Source organism: Acidovorax sp. IB03 (genome assembly GCF_016406015.1).
Lineage (GTDB): Bacteria > Pseudomonadota > Gammaproteobacteria > Burkholderiales > Burkholderiaceae_C > Acidovorax > Acidovorax temperans.
Genome location: NZ_JAEFCH010000032.1, coordinates 1 through 16,328 on the forward strand (window position 1 = coordinate 1; position 16,328 = coordinate 16,328).

The window sequence follows — 16,328 nt, forward strand, 5'->3', positions numbered from 1 at the left end:
TTGGCAGCAGTGAGTGAGGGCTTGGCTTATTCGGGGCGTCCATATAAGGTTCTTAGAAGCCGGGCAGTATGCCCCGGTGTTCGTCCAGCGTGCTCACGTAACTGCTGGCCGTGGGCCGTAGCCGCCCACCCTTGCGGGCTACCACGGTGCCAATGCTCACAAAGCACAACGCCTGCTCGCCCGGCGCCAGCCGGAACAGCGCCCGCAGGCTCGAAGCCTTCAGGGCCTTGCCGCTGGTCAGCGCCGAGCCGTACCCCTGGGCGGTGGCCATGAGCAGCATGTTTTGAATGGCGCAACCGGCCGACACCATGCGCTCGGCCAGCTCAATGTCGGCATCGCCCCGCTCGCCATCCACAATGGCCAGCAGCAACACGGGGGAACGGTAGGCCTTTTCGCGCGCCTGCTCCACCTGTTCAGGGGCGGCATCGGGGTCACGCTCCAGCAGGGCCTCGGCAAACACATCGGCCAGCAGCGTGCGCGAGGTGTCGGGCACCAGCACAAAGCGCCAGGGCGTGAGCTGGCCGTGGTCGGGCGCATGGGCAGCCGCCTGCAGGATGGCGGCCAGCTCGGCCACGTTGGGGCCCGGCGCCCCCAGGCGCTTGGGCAAGATGGTCTGGCGGGACTGGATCAACGCCGCTGCAAGACCGGCGGTGTCATCGGCACTGGGCATGTGTTCGATCATGGCATGTTTGAGCGCCCCGGTGCTGCTGCGGCCGCCGCCGCGCACGGGATCCAAAGGCCAAGGGAAGACAGACATGAGGAAATCCTTTCGTCCAGGGTTCAGCCGGGGCGCCCATCGGGGCGCAAGCGGCCATACCAGCGCGCCAGCCGCCCACCCCACACCCCCATGGTGATGAGCCACACGCTGGCGCTGGCCAGCAGCAACCAAGGCAACGCTCCAGCCGGCCACACTGGCAAGGTGGCTGCAATGCGCAGCAAGGTGGCCAGCTGCAGCAGGCAGAACAGCGACCACACGATGCGGTCGGCCACCAGAGCCCGCCCGCCGTGGCCACACGACACCCGCGTGACCATGGCCAGCATCAGCGACGCCAAGCAGCCCATCGACAACGCATGGAGCGCACCCAGGCCCAGGCTACCAACGCCCAGACCCACCGCCAGCCACTGCGCGAGGCCGCCCAGCAAGAAGGCGACACCCAGCCACAAAAATCCGATGTGCAGCATGGCCAACAGTTTGTTCTTGAGGCTTTGCACCAGGCCCCACACCCACGCCAGCCACACCAGAACACCGCCCACCAGCACCTGCAGCGTGCCGTGCACCACCGCCCATGCGGGCCCGGCCGGGCTGGCGGCAATGCCGCCCCACTCCAGCCACGCAGCCAGCACCTGCATGCCCGCGGCGGCCAGCATGAGCCACAGCACCCAGAACGGACGCCAGGCCTGCACCAGCGGCATGGCGCTGGAGGTGAAGAAAGGAATCATGCGGTGCGCCACCGTGACGTAGACCACCACCACAAAGCCCCACAGGCCGCAAAACACCCACACCCGGGCCAGCGCATGGGCCTGCAGCAGCATGGCCACCCAAACGCCCGCCGCGCTCAAAGTGCCCAGCACGCAGGCAAAGCCAATCACGCGGGCATGGAGCTGGTCTTCCGCCTGGCTCAGGTGCACCCGGCCCCAGAACTGCACCGTCATCCATGCAAGCCCGGCGCACGCCAGCGCCAGACCGGCGAGGGCCAAAGCGGCGTGCAAATGCGCCCCGGCCAGCCACAAGAGCCATCCAATGGTTTGTAGAAACAACGGGGGCCGCACGGCGGACACTGGCAATGGATCCACCCCCAGCCACTTGGGGCCAGCGGTGAACAGGAAGCCGGCGAAATACAGCGGAATGAAGCCGAGCACCATCACCGCCGAATGCACCAGCGTGGGTGAAACAGCGTAGCCCGAGGCATAGGGCAAGCCCAGCCAGCCCGTGGCGCGGTCCACCTGCACCGCGCCCCACCACAGCGCAGACGCCACCAGCACCACCATGGCCAGGAAGAAGCTCAGCCGATGGGGCGCCAGCATGAGGTACTGCACACGCCAGTGCTTGTCGAGTTGCGCCAGGGCCTCTTTCGAGGGCTTGCCTGACGCGACCTTCAGCGGGATGGTGGGGCGAGGCGTATTCATCCGCAGCTACCCAGGTGGCCGCATTGGGTGCAGTAGTCGCAGCCGTCCTTGCGGATCACGGCGTGCGCGCCGCATTCACTGCACTTCTTTCCTGCCATGGCAGGCGGCATGCCAGCGGGCGCTTCAGGCTCGTCCAGCGGCAGGGATTGCTGCTGCGGCTCGGCCACGCGGCGGGCCAGAATGTTTTGCACAGCAAAGGCGATGGCAGCCACTTCCGAGTCATGCCACATGGGCACCATGGCGCCATCGGCGCGCTGGTGCGTGCCCAGGCGCACAGGGCCGCGGTCCCACGCCACCTTGCGCATGTCCGAAAGAGCGCGCTCCAGAAAGCCGCCGCGCGCTGCGAGCGACAGCAGCCGCATGCTGGAGGTGATCCACTGCTGCGACTCGCCGCTCTGTCCCACGGGCATGAAGAATTCGATGGCGCGGTCCACCGTGTGGTTGCCCACGCCTGTGGGCACGGGCAGGAACGAGACGATGATGTACAGCGTCTTGTGGCCTTCCTGCGTCCAGTATTCGACCTTCTCGGCCACGGCCGATAGGCCACCCTTGGGGCGGCTTTCAATCACGGTGCGCATGGGGTCCACCACGGGCGCTACGGGCGCAGGCGTCGGGGCTGTGGCGGCAGGTGCCGGGGCGGGCGTGCTCACTTCCAGCACAGAGCCCAGGATGGCGTTGGGCCGGTAGGTGGCCAGGCCTTTGAGCCGTGCGCGCCAGGCCTGCAGGTACAGGTCCTTGAAGTCTTTGTAGGGGTAGTCGGCCGGGATGTTCACGGTCTTGGAAATGGCCGTGTCCACGAAGGGCTGCACGGCTTCCATCATGGCGATGTGGTCCTGGGCCGACATGGCCAGGGCCGACACAAAGTAGTCGGGCAGCGCGTTCACGTCGCCGCCTCCGTCGCGGTACAGGCGCCAGGCATGGTCTTCCACCGCGTATTCGCTGGTGCTGCCATCGGCCTCGCGCTTCTTGCGCTTGTACATCCACGAAAACGGTGGCTCGATGCCGTTGGAGGCATTGTCGGCAAAGGCCAGACTCACCGTGCCGGTGGGCGCGATGGACAGCAGGTGGCTGTTGCGAATGCCGTGCTTGCGAATGCTTTTTTGTAGAGCCGCAGGCAAGCGGCTGGCAAAGGTGCCAGGGGCCAGGTAGCCATCTGCATTGAACTTGGGGAACGCGCCCTTTTCCTGGGCCAGCGCCACCGATGCCTCGTACGCCGCGTCGCGCATGCGCTCGGCAATGCGGGCGGCCATGGCGCGGCCTTCGGGTGCGTTGTAGCGCAGTTGCAGCATGGCCAGCGTGTTGCCCATACCGGTAAAGCCCACACCAATGCGGCGCTTGGCCATGGCCTCGTCGCGCTGCTGCGGCAGGGGCCAGAAGGTGACGTCCAGCACGTTATCCAGCGCACGCACTTGCAAGGCCACGGCCCGTTCAAAGGCTTCAAAGTCAAACGCTGCGGCACCGCCCCGCCCGAAAGCGTTGCGCACAAAACGCGTCAGGATGATGGGCCCCAGGTCACAGCAGCCGTACGACGGCAGCGGCTGTTCGCCGCAGGGGTTGGTGGCGGCGATGTCTTCGCAGTAGTGGAGGTTGTTGTCCTCGTTGATGCGGCCCAGGAACAAAATGCCGGGCTCGGCAAAGTCGTAGGCGGATTTCATGATCGTGTCCCACAACTCGCGCGCGGGCACGGTGGAATACACCCACAGCCCATCAGCGCGCTGGTGGGCGCCTTGCGCCTGCAGGGCTACGCCCGGCCGCGCGCGGTGAACCAGCTCCCACGGGGCATCGGCCTGAACGGCTTCGATGAACGCATCGGACACGCCCACCGACACGTTGAAGTTATTCCAGCGGCCGGGCGTGCGCTTGGCGGTGATGAACTCCTTCACATCGGGGTGGTCGATGCGCAGCACGCCCATCTGCGCGCCACGGCGCGAGCCCGCGCTTTCGACCGTGGAGCAGGACTGGTCGAACACATTGATGTAGCTGCAGGGCCCCGACGCCATGGAGTGGGTGCCTTTGACTTCAGCGCCGCGTGGGCGGATGCGCGAGAAGTCATAGCCCACGCCGCCACCGCGCCGCATGGTTTCGGCCGCTTCGCGCAGGGCTTCGTAAATGCCGGGGTAGCCTTCTTCGTCCACGCCCTGAATGCAGTCACCCACGGGCTGCACAAAGCAGTTGATGAGCGTGGCCTGGATGTCTGTGCCCGCTGCACTCATGATGCGACCGGCGCCGATGGCACCCGCATGCAGGTTGGCCAGGAACAGGGCTTCGTATTTTTCACGCAGGGCCGGGGCCTCGACAGAGGCCAGGGCACGGGCCACGCGGCTGTACAGGTCTTCGACGCTGCTCTCGCCGGGTTTGAGGTATTTCTCGCGCAGCACATCCAGGCTGATGGGCTGCAGGGGGGAGATGGAGGGGGTCAGAGAGGGGGGAGTTTCGCGCTTCATGGCTCGGAATGATTCAAGGTTCCTAATCGGCGGCCTTGCGCTCCATCAAGAAGGGGTAAAAGCAACGCCCCACCACCCTGGCAACACGCCGGGGCGGCAAAGGCTAGTCCAGCAGCACCTGGCCGTCATGCTCCACATAGGGGTGGTAGGGCCCGGTGCCGCTGTTGTCGGCACGCGATGCGGGCACAAAACCGCCCGTCTGCACATCAAAAACGTGGACTTCCCCATCTTCAATCACGTAGTGCCAGCCGTGCAGGCTGATCTGCCCTGACTGCACGCGACTGCGAACCATGGGGTACTCCATCAGCCGTTCCAGCTGGAGCACCACGGCCCGCTGTTCTGTGCGGCGCAGGGCCTCGGGGCCTGGCTGCACCGGCAGCAAGGCCTCACGCCCCAGATCCAGCCAGCGGTTGAGGTTGGGGGCCTCGGGCGAGACCTCACCATACATCGCCTTGATAGCCCCACAGTGACTGTGGCCGCACACGATGATGCGGCGCACCTGCAGGTTGAGCACGGCAAACTCGATGGCGGCCGTAGTGCCGTGGTGGCCATGCGAGCCGTCGTACGGTGGCACAAAGGCACCGACGTTACGCACCAGAAACAGTTCCCCCGGCCCGGCACCCGTCAGCAGATAGGGCACCAGACGCGAGTCCGAACAGCCGATGAACAGGGTGGTGGGGTGTTGGCCCTCATCCACCAGGTTCTGGAACTGCTCGCGGTACTGCGGAAAAGCATCGTTGTGAAAACGACGCAGGCGGTCTAGCAGTTCATCAGGCATGGTGTCATCCGCAAGAGCTACTGCACCAAGGGTGTGTCGGCGGCGTCCAGGACCACTCCTTCGACGGTGGCCCCACCGGCCAGTACCTGCAGGTACTGGCGCAGCGCGTTCACCCAGGCTTGCTGGCGCAAGGTCAGGGCGATGGCCTGGCGCACTTCCTCAAAGGAAGGCTGCTGGCCTGGATCGCGGGCTACCACTTCCACCACATGCAGGCCAAAGCGGCTGTGCACCAGGCGTGCCAGCACGCCCACTTCGGCTCCGCCAAAGACTTCGCGGGCAAATTCGGGGGCACAGTCGGCCCGCGTGAGCCAGCCCAGGTCACCGCCTTGCTGGCCGCTGGGGCAGTTGGACCACTGAGCAGCCGCTTGCGCGAACTTGGCGCCACCATCATCAGCACAGCGCAGCTCGATCAACAGGGCTTCGGCCCGCAGACGCAGCTGCTTCACGTCCACGCCTGGCGTGACGGCAAAGAGCACGTGGCGCAGATGGGCGCGTTCGCCTTGCGCGTGGGCGGCGGGATGGGCCTCGTGGTACCGGCGGCAAGCCTCTAGCGAGGGTTCGGGGATGTTCAGCTCGCGGTCGAGCAATTGCTCAATGGCATTCGATGCTTCCGCACTGGTGGCACCTTCGACGCCCGGAGCATCGTCGGCAGACAGCAAGCCTGCCTGCTGCGCCGCCTGGCGCAGCAATTCAGTGCAGGCGCGCTGGCGCAGCGTTTCCTCGTCCAGCCATTCGCTGGGCGTGTTCAACGGCACGCCGTTGATGCGAGCCACAGGGGCAGCCCCGGCACTGGGCGCGGATGAAGGCGCCAACTGCACAGGGGCATCGACCATGGATGCCGCCAGAGCCTCATAGGCCGCAGCCTGCGCAGGGGTCAATGTGCTGGCCGGGGCCGCAGTGCTCTTTTCGGTGGAGCTGCAGCCGCAGCCCCCGGTTCCACATCCGCTCATGGTGTGCTCCTTGGTATCCAGGGGAAACAGTGGGCTTCAGGCGCGGCGGTCTTGCGACTGCATGTGGCCTGCGGGCAGGTTCAAGCGGCGCGCACGCACCACCTGGTAGGGACGCAGCACATAGGCCAGCGTGCCAAAACCGCTCCACACGTGCACCAGACGGGTGAACGGGAAGATCAGGAAGATGCTCATGCCCAGGAACATGTGGGTCTTGAAGATCCAGCCCGCATCAGCCAGCAGCTCCACGCCACCGCTGCGGAAGGTCACGATGCGCTGGCTCCACTCGGCCAGCTTCATCATCATGGAACCATCCAGGTGCTGCGCAGACAGCGGAATGGTGGCCAGGCCCAGCGCCAGTTGCAGCCACAGCAGGAACAGCAGAACGATGTCGCTGGTCTTGGAGGTGGCGCGAATGCGTGGGTCTGAAAGGCGGCGGTGCAGCAGGATGGTCACGCCCACAAAGGCGAGCACGCCAGCGATACCGCCGGAGACCATGGCCATCAACTGCTTGTTGCCAGCACTGATGAAATGCTCGTACACCACGTGGGGCGTCAACATGCCGAAGGTGTGACCGAAGAACAGGAACAGCACGCCGATGTGGAACAGGTTGCTGCCCCAACGCAGGCTGCCGGTGCGCAGCAGCTGCGAGGAGTCGCTCTTCCAGGTGTATTGGTCGCGGTCAAACCGCGCCCAGCTGCCAATGAAGAACACGGCCAGGCAAATATAGGGATAGATGCCAAACAACAGGGTATCAAGCCAGGCGGTCATACGGAGACTCCTTCTGGTGCCCGCTCGGCGCGGGGGGTACGAACAAAATGCATGGGTTGCGGCTGGTCAGGCTTGGACTGACCCTGGGTGCTGCAACCCCCAAACGCTTCGGGCTCCGCCCAGACCTCGTCCATTTCGGGCTCGGGGGTCAGCGCCACCGATTGCACGCGCTGGCCCGAGACTTCGAGCACGGCGGCGATGACACTGGCGTAGGGGCTGTTGCGAGCCACCAGCGCACTGAACAGCGCATTGAGGATGTGGGCCATCTCGCCCAGGAATTCCTTGGCCACTTCGGGCGGCTGGGTGGAGGCAAACTCCAGCACCACGGGCAGGTGATCGGGCAGCTCGTCGGCGTTGAATTGCAGGCCCGCCTTTTCGTAGGTCTGCATCAGATCGATGAGCGCCGGGCCACGGTCGCGCGAGTCGCCATGCACATGCTCAAACAGGTGCAGCGAGGTCTGGCGGCCCCGGTCAAAGTTGTCCACATAGCGGGCTTCGACTTCCAGGGGGTCGAGCGCCGCCAGGTGCTGGCACACGGCTTCGATTTCAGACATGCGCTCACTGGTCAAGGCGCCTTCGGAGCGCAGGGCATCGACGAGCTGAGGCATCACGCTGCGCAGCTGTGCATCGGGGTAGCTCAGCAGGTAGCCCAGTGCGCGCAGCGTCAGTCGCAAAGAGGTCGGGTTCTTCTTGAACATGGTGGTTCCTTTCAGTGCTCTACGGCGCTGGACAATGTCCGCGACCTGCAAAACCGGCTCAGCGGTATCGCGAGGACGGCCAGCAAGGGCCGCCCCGCAGCAAAGGCCGTCGTCCCCCTTGAGGGGGAAGGCGCGAAGCGACTCAGGGGGTGTTTCATACCGTGGCCTTGATCGGGATGGTGCGTGGCTTCTTGCCGCCAAACATGCTGACTTCGGTCGCGCCATCGGAGCAGCCGTTGCCGAACGAGAAGCCGCAGCCGCCACGGATGTCGAACGCGTTTTCGGCGTACTCGCGGTGGGCCGTAGGAATCACGAAGCGGTCTTCGTAATTGGCAATCGCCATCACGTGGTACATCTCCTCCACCTCGGCCATCGACAAGCCCGCCTGCTGCAGCACGGCCAGGTTCTGGCGTTGCTCGACGTGCTTGTCGCGCTGGTAGGTGCGCATGGCCAGCATGCGTTCCAGGGCTCGCACCACGGGGCCGGTGTCACCAGCCGTGAGCAGGTTGGCCAGGTACTGCACCGGAATGCGCAGTTGCGAGACGTCTGGAATGTCGCCATTCACACCCACATGGCCCGCGTTGGCAGCGGCCGTGATGGGCGACAAGGGTGGCACGTACCAGACCATGGGCAGCGTGCGGTACTCGGGGTGCAGTGGCAGGGCCACCTTCCACTGCACAGCCATCTTGTAGACCGGGCTGTTGCGGGCGGCTTCCATCCAGCTGTCGGGAATGCCGTCAATGCGGGCCTGCTTGATGACGTCTGGATCATTAGGGTCCAGGAAGATGTCGAGCTGGGCCTGGTACAGATCGCGGTCGCGTTCCACGCTGGCAGCTTCCTGAATACGGTCTGCGTCGTACAGCAGCACGCCCAGGTAGCGGATGCGGCCCACGCAGGTTTCCGAGCACACGGTGGGCTGGCCCGCCTCAATGCGGGGGTAGCAGAAGATGCACTTCTCGGCCTTGCCCGATTGCCAGTTGTAGTAGATCTTCTTGTAGGGGCAGCCGCTCACGCACATGCGCCAGCCGCGGCACTTGTCCTGGTCGATCAGCACGATGCCGTCTTCCTCGCGCTTGTAGATAGATCCCGAGGGGCACGATGCGACGCACGCCGGGTTCAGGCAGTGCTCGCACAGGCGCGGCAGGTACATCATGAAGGTGTTCTCGAACTGGCCGTAGATGTCCTTTTGCACCTCGTCGAAGTTCTTATCCTTGCTGCGCTTGCTGAACTCGCCGCCCAGGATTTCTTCCCAGTTCGGGCCCCACTCGATCTTCTCCATGCGCTTGCCGGTGATCAGGCTGCGCGGGCGGGCCGTGGGGGCGGCCTTGCTTTCCGGCGCAGCCTGCAGGTGGTCGTAGTCGAACGTGAAGGGCTCGTAGTAGTCGTCGATCTGCGGCAGGTTGGGGTTGGCGAAGATGCGCATGAGCAGCTTCCACTTGCCGCCCTGGCGGGGGGCGATGGAGCCGTCCGGGTTGCGCACCCAGCCGCCGTTCCACTTGTCCTGGTTTTCCCATTCCTTGGGGTAGCCAATGCCGGGCTTGGTCTCAACGTTGTTGAACCAGGCGTATTCCACACCAGGGCGGCTGGTCCAGACGTTCTTGCAGGTGACGGAACAGGTGTGGCAACCAATGCACTTGTCCAGGTTCAGCACCATGCCGATTTGTGCGCGAATTTTCATCGTGTTTCTCCTTGTCTTCGGCTTCAGGCGTGGGCGCCGGTTTCAGACACTTCGTCGTCCAACCAGTCCACGCGGTCCATCTTGCGCACCAGCACGAATTCGTCGCGGTTGGTGCCGATGGTTCCGTAGTAGTTGAAGCCGTAGCTGTACTGCGCGTAGCCACCGATCATGTGGGTGGGCTTGAGCACAATGCGCGTGACCGAGTTGTGGATACCACCACGGGTGCCCGTGATCTCGGAGCCGGGCGTGTTGATGATCTTCTCTTGCGAGTGGTACATCATCACCATGCCGGGGTTCACGCGCTGGCTCACCACCGCGCGGGCCGCAATGGCGCCGTTGGCGTTGAAGAGCTCCACCCAGTCGTTGTCCACGATGCCCGCAACCTTCGCGTCGTCTTCGCTCAGCCACACCACCGAGCCACCCCGGTTCAGCGTGAGCATCATCAGGTTGTCGCTGTACGTGCTGTGGATGCCCCACTTCTGGTGCGGCGTGATGAAGTTCAGCGCAATCTCGCGGTGGCCGTTGGGCTTCTTGCCTTCGACTTCTTCCAGCGTCTTCAGGTGGACGGGGGGGCGATAGCTCACAAAGCCTTCGCCGAAGTCGCGCATCCAGGGGTGGTCCTGGTAGAACTGCTGACGTCCGGTGAGGGTGCGCCATGGGATCAGCTCGTGCACGTTGGTGTAGCCCGCGTTGTAGCTAACCTTCTCGCTCTCCAGGCCCGACCAGGTGGGCGAGCTGATGATCTTGCGCGGCTGCGCCTGGATGTCGCGGAAGCGGATTTTTTCGTCCTCGCGGTGCAGCGCCAGGTGCACGTGGTCGCGGCCGGTCTGCTTGCCCAGGGCTTCCCAGGCCTTGCAGGCCACGTGGCCGTTGGTCTCAGGCGCCAGCATCATCACCACTTCGGTGGCGTCGATGTCGGTCACGATGCGGGGCATGCCCTTGGTCACGCCCTCTTCCTTCACACGGCCATTCAGGTCGCCCAGCTGGCCGACTTCAGTCTGCGTGTTCCAGCCAATGCCCTTGCCGCCGTTGCCCACCTTGTCCATCAATGGGCCCAGAGCCGTGAAGCGCTTGTACAGGTTGGGGTAGTCGCGCTCGACCACCGTGATCTGCGGCGCAGTCTTGCCGGGGATGAGTTCGCACTCGCCCTTCTTCCAGTCGCTCACGCCGTAGGGCTGGGCCATTTCGCCAGCCGTGTCGTGCATGATGGGGGTGAGCACCACGTCTTTTTCCACGCCCAGGTGGCCCACACTGACCTCGCTCACGGCCTTGGCGAAACCCTTGTAGATCTCCCAGTCGCTCTTGGCCTGCCAGGCTGGGTCCACCGCGGTGGACAGCGGGTGGATGAAGGGGTGCATGTCACTGGTGTTGAGGTCGTTCTTCTCATACCAGGTGGCCGTGGGCAGCACGATGTCCGAATACAAACAGGTCGTGCTCATGCGGAAGTCCAGCGTGACCAGCAGGTCCAGCTTGCCTTCAGGCGCATTGGCGTGCCACTGCACTTCTTCGGGCTTGGCTTCGTCTTTGCCCAAATCTTTGCCCTGCACGCCGTGCGTGGTGCCCAGCAGGTGCTTGAGGAAGTACTCATGCCCCTTGCCCGACGAGCCCAGGATGTTGGAACGCCACACGAACATGTTGCGCGGCCAGTTGTCTGGGTGGTCTGGGTCCTCGCAGCTCATGGTCAGGCTGCCGTCCTTGAGCGATTTGACGACGTAGTCCTTCGCATCCATGCCCGCCGCAGCAGCGTCCTTGGCCACCTGCATGGGGTTGGTCTTGAGCTGGGGCGCGGAAGGCAGCCAGCCCATGCGCTCGGCGCGCACGTTGTAGTCGATCTGGGCCCCGTGGTAGGCGCGGGCGTCGGCCAGCGGCGAAAGGATCTCTTCCATGCCCAGCTTTTCGTAGCGCCACTGGTCGGTGTGCGCGTAGAAGAAGCTGGTGCTGTTCATCTGGCGGGGTGGGCGGATCCAGTCCAGCGCAAACGCCAGAGCAGTCCAGCCGGTTTGGGGACGCAGCTTTTCCTGGCCCACATAGTGCGCCCAGCCGCCACCGCTTTGGCCGATACAGCCGCACAGCATCAGCATGTTGATGATGCCGCGGTAGTTCATGTCACTGTGGTACCAGTGGTTCATGGCCGCGCCGATGATGACCATGGACTTGCCATGCGTCTTGTGGGCGTTGTCGGCAAACTGGCGGGCCACGGTGATGATCTGCTCGCGCGGCACACCGGTGATCTTTTCTTGCCATGCGGGGGTGAAGGGGCGGTCGGCGTCGTAGCTGCCACCGGGCTCTTCACCGGGCAGGCCACGGTCGATGCCGTAGTTGGCTGCCAGCAAGTCGAACACCGTGGCCACCATCACGCGGCCCTGGACTTCATGGCCATCCAGCTCCAGATGGCTCACGGGCACGCGGCGCACCATCACGTCACCGCCCTGGTCATTGGCGGTGAAGTTGGGGGCGTGCACGCCGCCAAAGTAAGGGAAGGCCACGTCAGCCACGTCGTGGGGCTGCTCGCCGTCTTCGATCACCGACAGCTTGAGCTTGACGTCATTGCCCGTGCGGGCGTCCTTGTTCTCCAGGTTCCACAGGCCCTGGTCGGGGCGGCCGTCCGTACCCCAGCGGAAGCCGATGGAGCCATTGGGCAGCGTGACCTGGCCCAGCTCGTCATAGCCCACGGTCTTCCAGTCGGGGTTGTTCGACTGGTCGAGCTTGTTGGGGAAGTCGCTGGCGCGCACGTAGCGGTCAGGCACCATGGCCTTGCGACCGTCGGGCAGCGTCTTTTCCTTGAGCACCACCAACAGTGGCAGGTCGGTGTAGCGGCGGGCGTAGTCGTCAAAGTAGCTGCTCCGGCCCTTGCCACCGTCCTTGAAGTAGAACTCTTTCAGGATCACATGGCCCATGGCCATGGCCACGGCCGCATCGGTGCCCTGCTTGGGGTGCATCCACAAGTCACCCAGCTTGGCCACTTCGGAATAGTCGGGCGTGATGGACACGACTTTGGTGCCCTTGTAGCGCACCTCAGTCAGGAAGTGCGCGTCGGGCGTGCGCGTCTGGGGCACATTGGAGCCCCAGGCAATGATGTACGAGCTGTTGTACCAGTCGGCCGACTCGGGCACGTCGGTCTGCTCGCCCCAGGTTTGCGGGCTGCTGGGGGGCAGGTCGCAATACCAGTCGTAGAAGCTCATGCACACGCCGCCAATCAGGCTCAGGTAGCGCGAACCGGCTGCGTACGAAATCATCGACATCGCCGGGATGGGCGAGAAGCCGATGATGCGGTCGGGGCCATGCTTCTTGATCGTGTACACATTGGCTGCAGCGATCATCTGGTTGACTTCGTCCCAGGTGCTGCGCACGAAGCCGCCCAGGCCGCGCTGCTTTTGCCAGTCACTGCGCGAAGTGCTGTTCTCGACGATGCTGGCCCAGGCGTCCACCGGGCTCTTGGCCAGGGCAATGGCAGCGCGCCAGTGCTTGAGCAGGCGGCCACGCACCATGGGGTACTTCACGCGGTTGGCGCTGTACAGGTACCAGCTGTAGCTGGCGCCGCGTGCGCAGCCACGGGGTTCGTGGTTGGGCAGGTCGGGGCGGGTGCGTGGGTAGTCGGTCTGCTGGGTTTCCCAGGTGACGATGCCGCCCTTGACGTAGATCTTCCACGAGCAAGAGCCCGTGCAGTTCACACCGTGGGTGGAGCGCACGATCTTGTCGTGCGCCCAGCGGTCGCGGTAGGCGTCTTCCCAGGTGCGGTCTTCACCGTTGGTTTCGCCGTGGCCTTGTGCAAATGTCTCGCGGGGTTGCGAGAAGTACGTGAGGCGATCGAGAAAATGGCTCATCGGGGGCTCCTTGTCTTGTCTGTTCTGTGCGGTTCTGTGGGTCGGCTCAGCAAGGCATCTCGGCGTTCTTGCGGCCGTAGTACCACCAGGTAATCACGATGCACACGAGATAGAACGCGAAGAAGGTCCACAGCGCGGCATGGGGGCTGCCGGTGAGCGCGATGGAGCTGCCGTAGCTCTTGGGAATGAAGAACCCGCCGTACGCAGCCATCGCAGCCGTGAAGCCCAGCGTGGCAGCGCCCAGGGTGTTGCCTTCCTTGTTGGCCTGGGCCACTGCGGCGGCGTTGTTCTTGTCCACACCGCGCATGGCTTCGGTCAGGAAGATGACGGGGATCATGCGGAAGGTCGAACCATTTCCGATGCCGGTGGTGAGGAACAGCACCAGGAAGCACACGAAGAAGCCGCCAAACTGGCCTTCGTTGCTGCCCGATGGCAGGAACACCGTGACGCCCACCACGGCAATGGCCATGACGATGAAGTTCCACAGCGTGACGCGCGCGCCGCCGAGCTTGTCGGCCAGCCAGCCACCAAAGGGGCGGATCACCGCACCCACCAGCGGGCCCAGCCAGGCATAGGCCAGGGGGTTGATGTTGGGGAACTGGCTCTTGATGAGCAGCGGAAAACCTGCGGCATAGCCGATGAACGAGCCGAAGGTGCCCAGGTACAGCACGCACATCAGCCAGTTGTGCTTGCGCTTGAAGATGGCGGCCTGCGCAGCGAACGAAGCCTTGGCGTCGGCAATGTCATTCATGCCAAACCAGGCGGCCAGGGCCGTGAGGGCAATCCATGGCACCCAGATGAAGGCGGCGTTCTGCGTCCACACCTGCATGGTTTGGCCGTTCTTGACGATGGTCTGGGGTTCACCCCCCAAAACTCCAAAGATGCCGGCCGTGACGACCAGAGGGCTCAGGAACTGCACCACCGACACGCCCAGGTTACCGAGGCCCGCATTCACACCCAGTGCCGAGCCCTTGCGCTCCTTCGGAAAGAAGAAGCTGATGTTGGCCATGCTGGAGCTGAAGTTGCCGCCACCCAGCCCGCACAGCAGCGCCAGGATGAGCATGGTCGGGTAGGCCGTGGTGTTGTCCTGCACCGCAAAACCAATGCCGATGGCCGGGATCAGCAGCGAGGCGGTGGAGATCGCCGTCCAGCGGCGGCCACCAACCAGGGGCACCATGAACGAGTAGAAGATGCGCAGGGTAGCGCCAGAGAGCGCGGGCGCGGCCGCCAGCCAGAACAGCTGGTTGGTCGAATACTTGAAACCGAGGCCCGGCAGGCTCACGGCGACGACGCTCCAGACCTGCCAGATGGCAAAGGCCAGGAACAGCGCGGGCACCGAGATCCAGAGGTTGAGCTTGGCAATGGCTTCGCCCTCGCGCTCCCAGAAGGACTTGTCCTCCGGTGCCCAGATGGTGAGCAGACGCCCCTGGCGCCCGCTGGTGGTGGTGGCAGACATGGTGAGGTTTCCTTCGAAAAAATCAGCGGCTGCCGGCTTGCGCGGCACCTTGCGCACCCATGACAGGGGCGCGGCGCACTTCGGTGAAGTACATCCAGATGAGCGAGACCCACACCACGCCGTACATCAGCATGAAAGCGCTGGAGCGGATGCCGGTGAGGTCCATCAGCGCACCGAACATGATGGGCAGCACGAACCCGCCCATGCCACCGGCCAGGCCGACGATGCCGCTGATGGTTCCGATGTTTTGGGGGTAGTCGTCGCTGATGTACTTGAACACACTGGCCTTGCCAAACGCCCAGCAAATGCCCAGCAGGAACATGATGCCGGTGAACACGTACACGTTCAGGCCGATGTGGAAGGTCTTGGGGCCGTTGACGGTGGCGATGGTGAAATCGGTCTGGGGGTAGCTCAGCAGGAACAGGCAGATCCAGCTCACCCACATCACCCACCAGGTCACGCTGTGGGCGCCGTACTTGTCAGACAGCATGCCGCCGATGGCGCGCAGCACGCCGCCGGGCAACGAGAAGCAGGCAGCCAGCAAGGCGGCCACGCGGATGTCCAGACCAAACTCTCCCACGTAGTACTGCACCATCCACAGCGACAGGGCCACATAGCCACCGAACACGATGCTGTAGTACTGGCAGTACTTGAGCACCTTGGGGTCCTTCAGCGCCTTGAGCTGGTCGGTGAACTTGACGTTGCTGGGCACCAGATGGGCGGGGTCGCTGTAGCTGAACAGCCAGAACAGCACCAGCGTGCCCAGCATGATGGCGGCGTACACCTGGGGCACCATGGTCCAGCCAAAGGCCACCAGGATGACCGGCGCAACAAACTTGTTGACGGCTGCGCCCGAGTTGCCTGCGCCGTACACGCCCATGGCCGTACCCTGGCGATTCTTGGGGAACCAGCGGGCAACGTAAGGGGTGCCCACCGAGAAGGAGCCGCCCGCCAGACCCACAAAGAGGCCGATGGTCAGGAAGTGCCAGTATTCGGTGGCGTAGCCCATCATCCAGATGGCGGGCACGGTGGCAGCCATCACAGCGGCCATCACGATGCGGCCGCCGTACTTGTCCGTCCAGATGCCCAACGGCACGCGCACAAGCGAGCCGGTGAGCACGGGCATGGACATGAGCAGACCGAATTGCGTGGAATTCAGGTTCAGCATCTTCTTGATGGGGATGCCGATCACACCGAACATCATCCAGACCATGAAGCAGACGGTGAAGGCGAAGGTGCTCACGATGAGCACCGACCAAGCCTGGCGCGTGCGCTGGGGGCTTGCGCCCTGGGGCAGGGTTTCGTTAACCATTGCGCTGTTCCTCTCTTTCGTATGGGAGGTATCGTCCGCGTTACCGAGGGTTTTGCCCATCCTTCGCTAGACCATGTGCAGCACGGCAGAGGTAGTAGTCAGGGTGCAAGCGCATCGTTCGAAAGAACTACTACCCCGCCCGCCGCCGAAGGGGCTGACCGCACCGCTGGTTGTAGAACGCCACCGTGACGAAGATGTGGCACATCTGAATTTCAAGCAAAAATGGGCTGAAAGCGCCTACAGATAAGCGCCACCAGCTATTTTTTTGATAGCAAAAAAGAAAAGAGCCCCCG

General features: G+C 64.1%; 11 protein-coding genes. All 11 read right to left on the reverse strand.

Features of this window, described 5'->3' with window-relative positions:
• Nucleotides 1–52 precede the first annotated feature (52 nt).
• The 11 genes from IHV84_RS15425 to IHV84_RS15475 all read right to left on the reverse strand — a co-directional run bounded on the left by IHV84_RS15425 (nucleotide 53) and on the right by IHV84_RS15475 (nucleotide 16,035).
• On the reverse strand, nucleotides 53–757 hold the full coding sequence (locus IHV84_RS15425) for a nitroreductase family protein (RefSeq protein ID WP_198847518.1): 705 nt from the start codon (nucleotides 755–757) through the stop codon (nucleotides 53–55).
• A 23-nt stretch (nucleotides 758–780) separates the two neighbouring features.
• On the reverse strand, nucleotides 781–2,127 hold the full coding sequence (locus tag IHV84_RS15430; RefSeq protein WP_198847519.1) for an NnrS family protein: 1,347 nt from the start codon (nucleotides 2,125–2,127) through the stop codon (nucleotides 781–783).
• Nucleotides 2,124–4,571, reverse strand: coding sequence for an adenosylcobalamin-dependent ribonucleoside-diphosphate reductase (locus tag IHV84_RS15435; RefSeq protein ID WP_198847520.1), 2,448 nt, complete (start codon nucleotides 4,569–4,571; stop codon nucleotides 2,124–2,126). Before IHV84_RS15435 ends, IHV84_RS15430 begins: the two co-directional genes overlap by 4 nt.
• A gap of 103 nt (nucleotides 4,572–4,674) precedes the next feature.
• The gene (locus tag IHV84_RS15440) at nucleotides 4,675–5,349 is read right to left on the reverse strand and encodes a carbonic anhydrase (protein ID WP_066690171.1); all 675 of its coding nucleotides are present in this window, start codon (nucleotides 5,347–5,349) and stop codon (nucleotides 4,675–4,677) included.
• Nucleotides 5,350–5,366: 17 nt separating this feature from the next.
• Nucleotides 5,367–6,182, reverse strand: coding sequence for a peptidylprolyl isomerase (locus tag IHV84_RS15445; RefSeq protein WP_233100058.1), 816 nt, complete (start codon nucleotides 6,180–6,182; stop codon nucleotides 5,367–5,369).
• Between the two features lie 153 nt (nucleotides 6,183–6,335).
• Nucleotides 6,336–7,067, reverse strand: coding sequence for a respiratory nitrate reductase subunit gamma (gene narI / locus IHV84_RS15450; RefSeq protein ID WP_198847522.1), 732 nt, complete (start codon nucleotides 7,065–7,067; stop codon nucleotides 6,336–6,338).
• Nucleotides 7,064–7,765: a nitrate reductase molybdenum cofactor assembly chaperone gene (narJ, locus tag IHV84_RS15455; protein WP_066690176.1), complete on the reverse strand. Its 702-nt coding sequence runs from the start codon at nucleotides 7,763–7,765 to the stop codon at nucleotides 7,064–7,066. The genes narI and narJ overlap by 4 nt, the downstream gene beginning before the upstream one ends.
• Before the next feature lie 154 nt (nucleotides 7,766–7,919).
• Nucleotides 7,920–9,443, reverse strand: coding sequence for a nitrate reductase subunit beta (gene narH / locus IHV84_RS15460; RefSeq protein ID WP_198847523.1), 1,524 nt, complete (start codon nucleotides 9,441–9,443; stop codon nucleotides 7,920–7,922).
• Between the two features lie 23 nt (nucleotides 9,444–9,466).
• Nucleotides 9,467–13,267, reverse strand: a complete 3,801-nt coding sequence (locus IHV84_RS15465) for a nitrate reductase subunit alpha (protein ID WP_198847524.1) — start codon at nucleotides 13,265–13,267, stop codon at nucleotides 9,467–9,469.
• Between the two features lie 46 nt (nucleotides 13,268–13,313).
• Complete coding sequence (locus IHV84_RS15470) at nucleotides 13,314–14,723, reverse strand: NarK family nitrate/nitrite MFS transporter (protein ID WP_198847525.1); 1,410 nt, start codon at nucleotides 14,721–14,723, stop codon at nucleotides 13,314–13,316.
• A gap of 22 nt (nucleotides 14,724–14,745) precedes the next feature.
• The gene (locus IHV84_RS15475) at nucleotides 14,746–16,035 is read right to left on the reverse strand and encodes a nitrate/nitrite transporter (protein WP_198847526.1); all 1,290 of its coding nucleotides are present in this window, start codon (nucleotides 16,033–16,035) and stop codon (nucleotides 14,746–14,748) included.
• Nucleotides 16,036–16,328 lie beyond the last annotated feature (293 nt).

What these genes read in the sequence shown, in the direction of transcription:
- IHV84_RS15475 (WP_198847526.1), bottom strand. Translation starts at nt 16,035, where the DNA reads ATGGTTAACGAAACCCTGCCCCAGGGCGCAAGCCCCCAGCGCACGCGC.
- IHV84_RS15440 (WP_066690171.1), bottom strand. Translation starts at nt 5,349, where the DNA reads ATGCCTGATGAACTGCTAGACCGCCTGCGTCGTTTTCACAACGATGCT.
- IHV84_RS15470 (WP_198847525.1), bottom strand. Translation starts at nt 14,723, where the DNA reads ATGTCTGCCACCACCACCAGCGGGCGCCAGGGGCGTCTGCTCACCATC.
- IHV84_RS15445 (WP_233100058.1), bottom strand. Translation starts at nt 6,182, where the DNA reads ATGGTCGATGCCCCTGTGCAGTTGGCGCCTTCATCCGCGCCCAGTGCC.
- IHV84_RS15425 (WP_198847518.1), bottom strand. Translation starts at nt 757, where the DNA reads ATGTCTGTCTTCCCTTGGCCTTTGGATCCCGTGCGCGGCGGCGGCCGC.
- IHV84_RS15435 (WP_198847520.1), bottom strand. Translation starts at nt 4,571, where the DNA reads ATGAAGCGCGAAACTCCCCCCTCTCTGACCCCCTCCATCTCCCCCCTG.
- narI (WP_198847522.1), bottom strand. Translation starts at nt 7,067, where the DNA reads ATGACCGCCTGGCTTGATACCCTGTTGTTTGGCATCTATCCCTATATT.
- IHV84_RS15465 (WP_198847524.1), bottom strand. Translation starts at nt 13,267, where the DNA reads ATGAGCCATTTTCTCGATCGCCTCACGTACTTCTCGCAACCCCGCGAG.
- narJ (WP_066690176.1), bottom strand. Translation starts at nt 7,765, where the DNA reads ATGTTCAAGAAGAACCCGACCTCTTTGCGACTGACGCTGCGCGCACTG.
- IHV84_RS15430 (WP_198847519.1), bottom strand. Translation starts at nt 2,127, where the DNA reads ATGAATACGCCTCGCCCCACCATCCCGCTGAAGGTCGCGTCAGGCAAG.
- narH (WP_198847523.1), bottom strand. Translation starts at nt 9,443, where the DNA reads ATGAAAATTCGCGCACAAATCGGCATGGTGCTGAACCTGGACAAGTGC.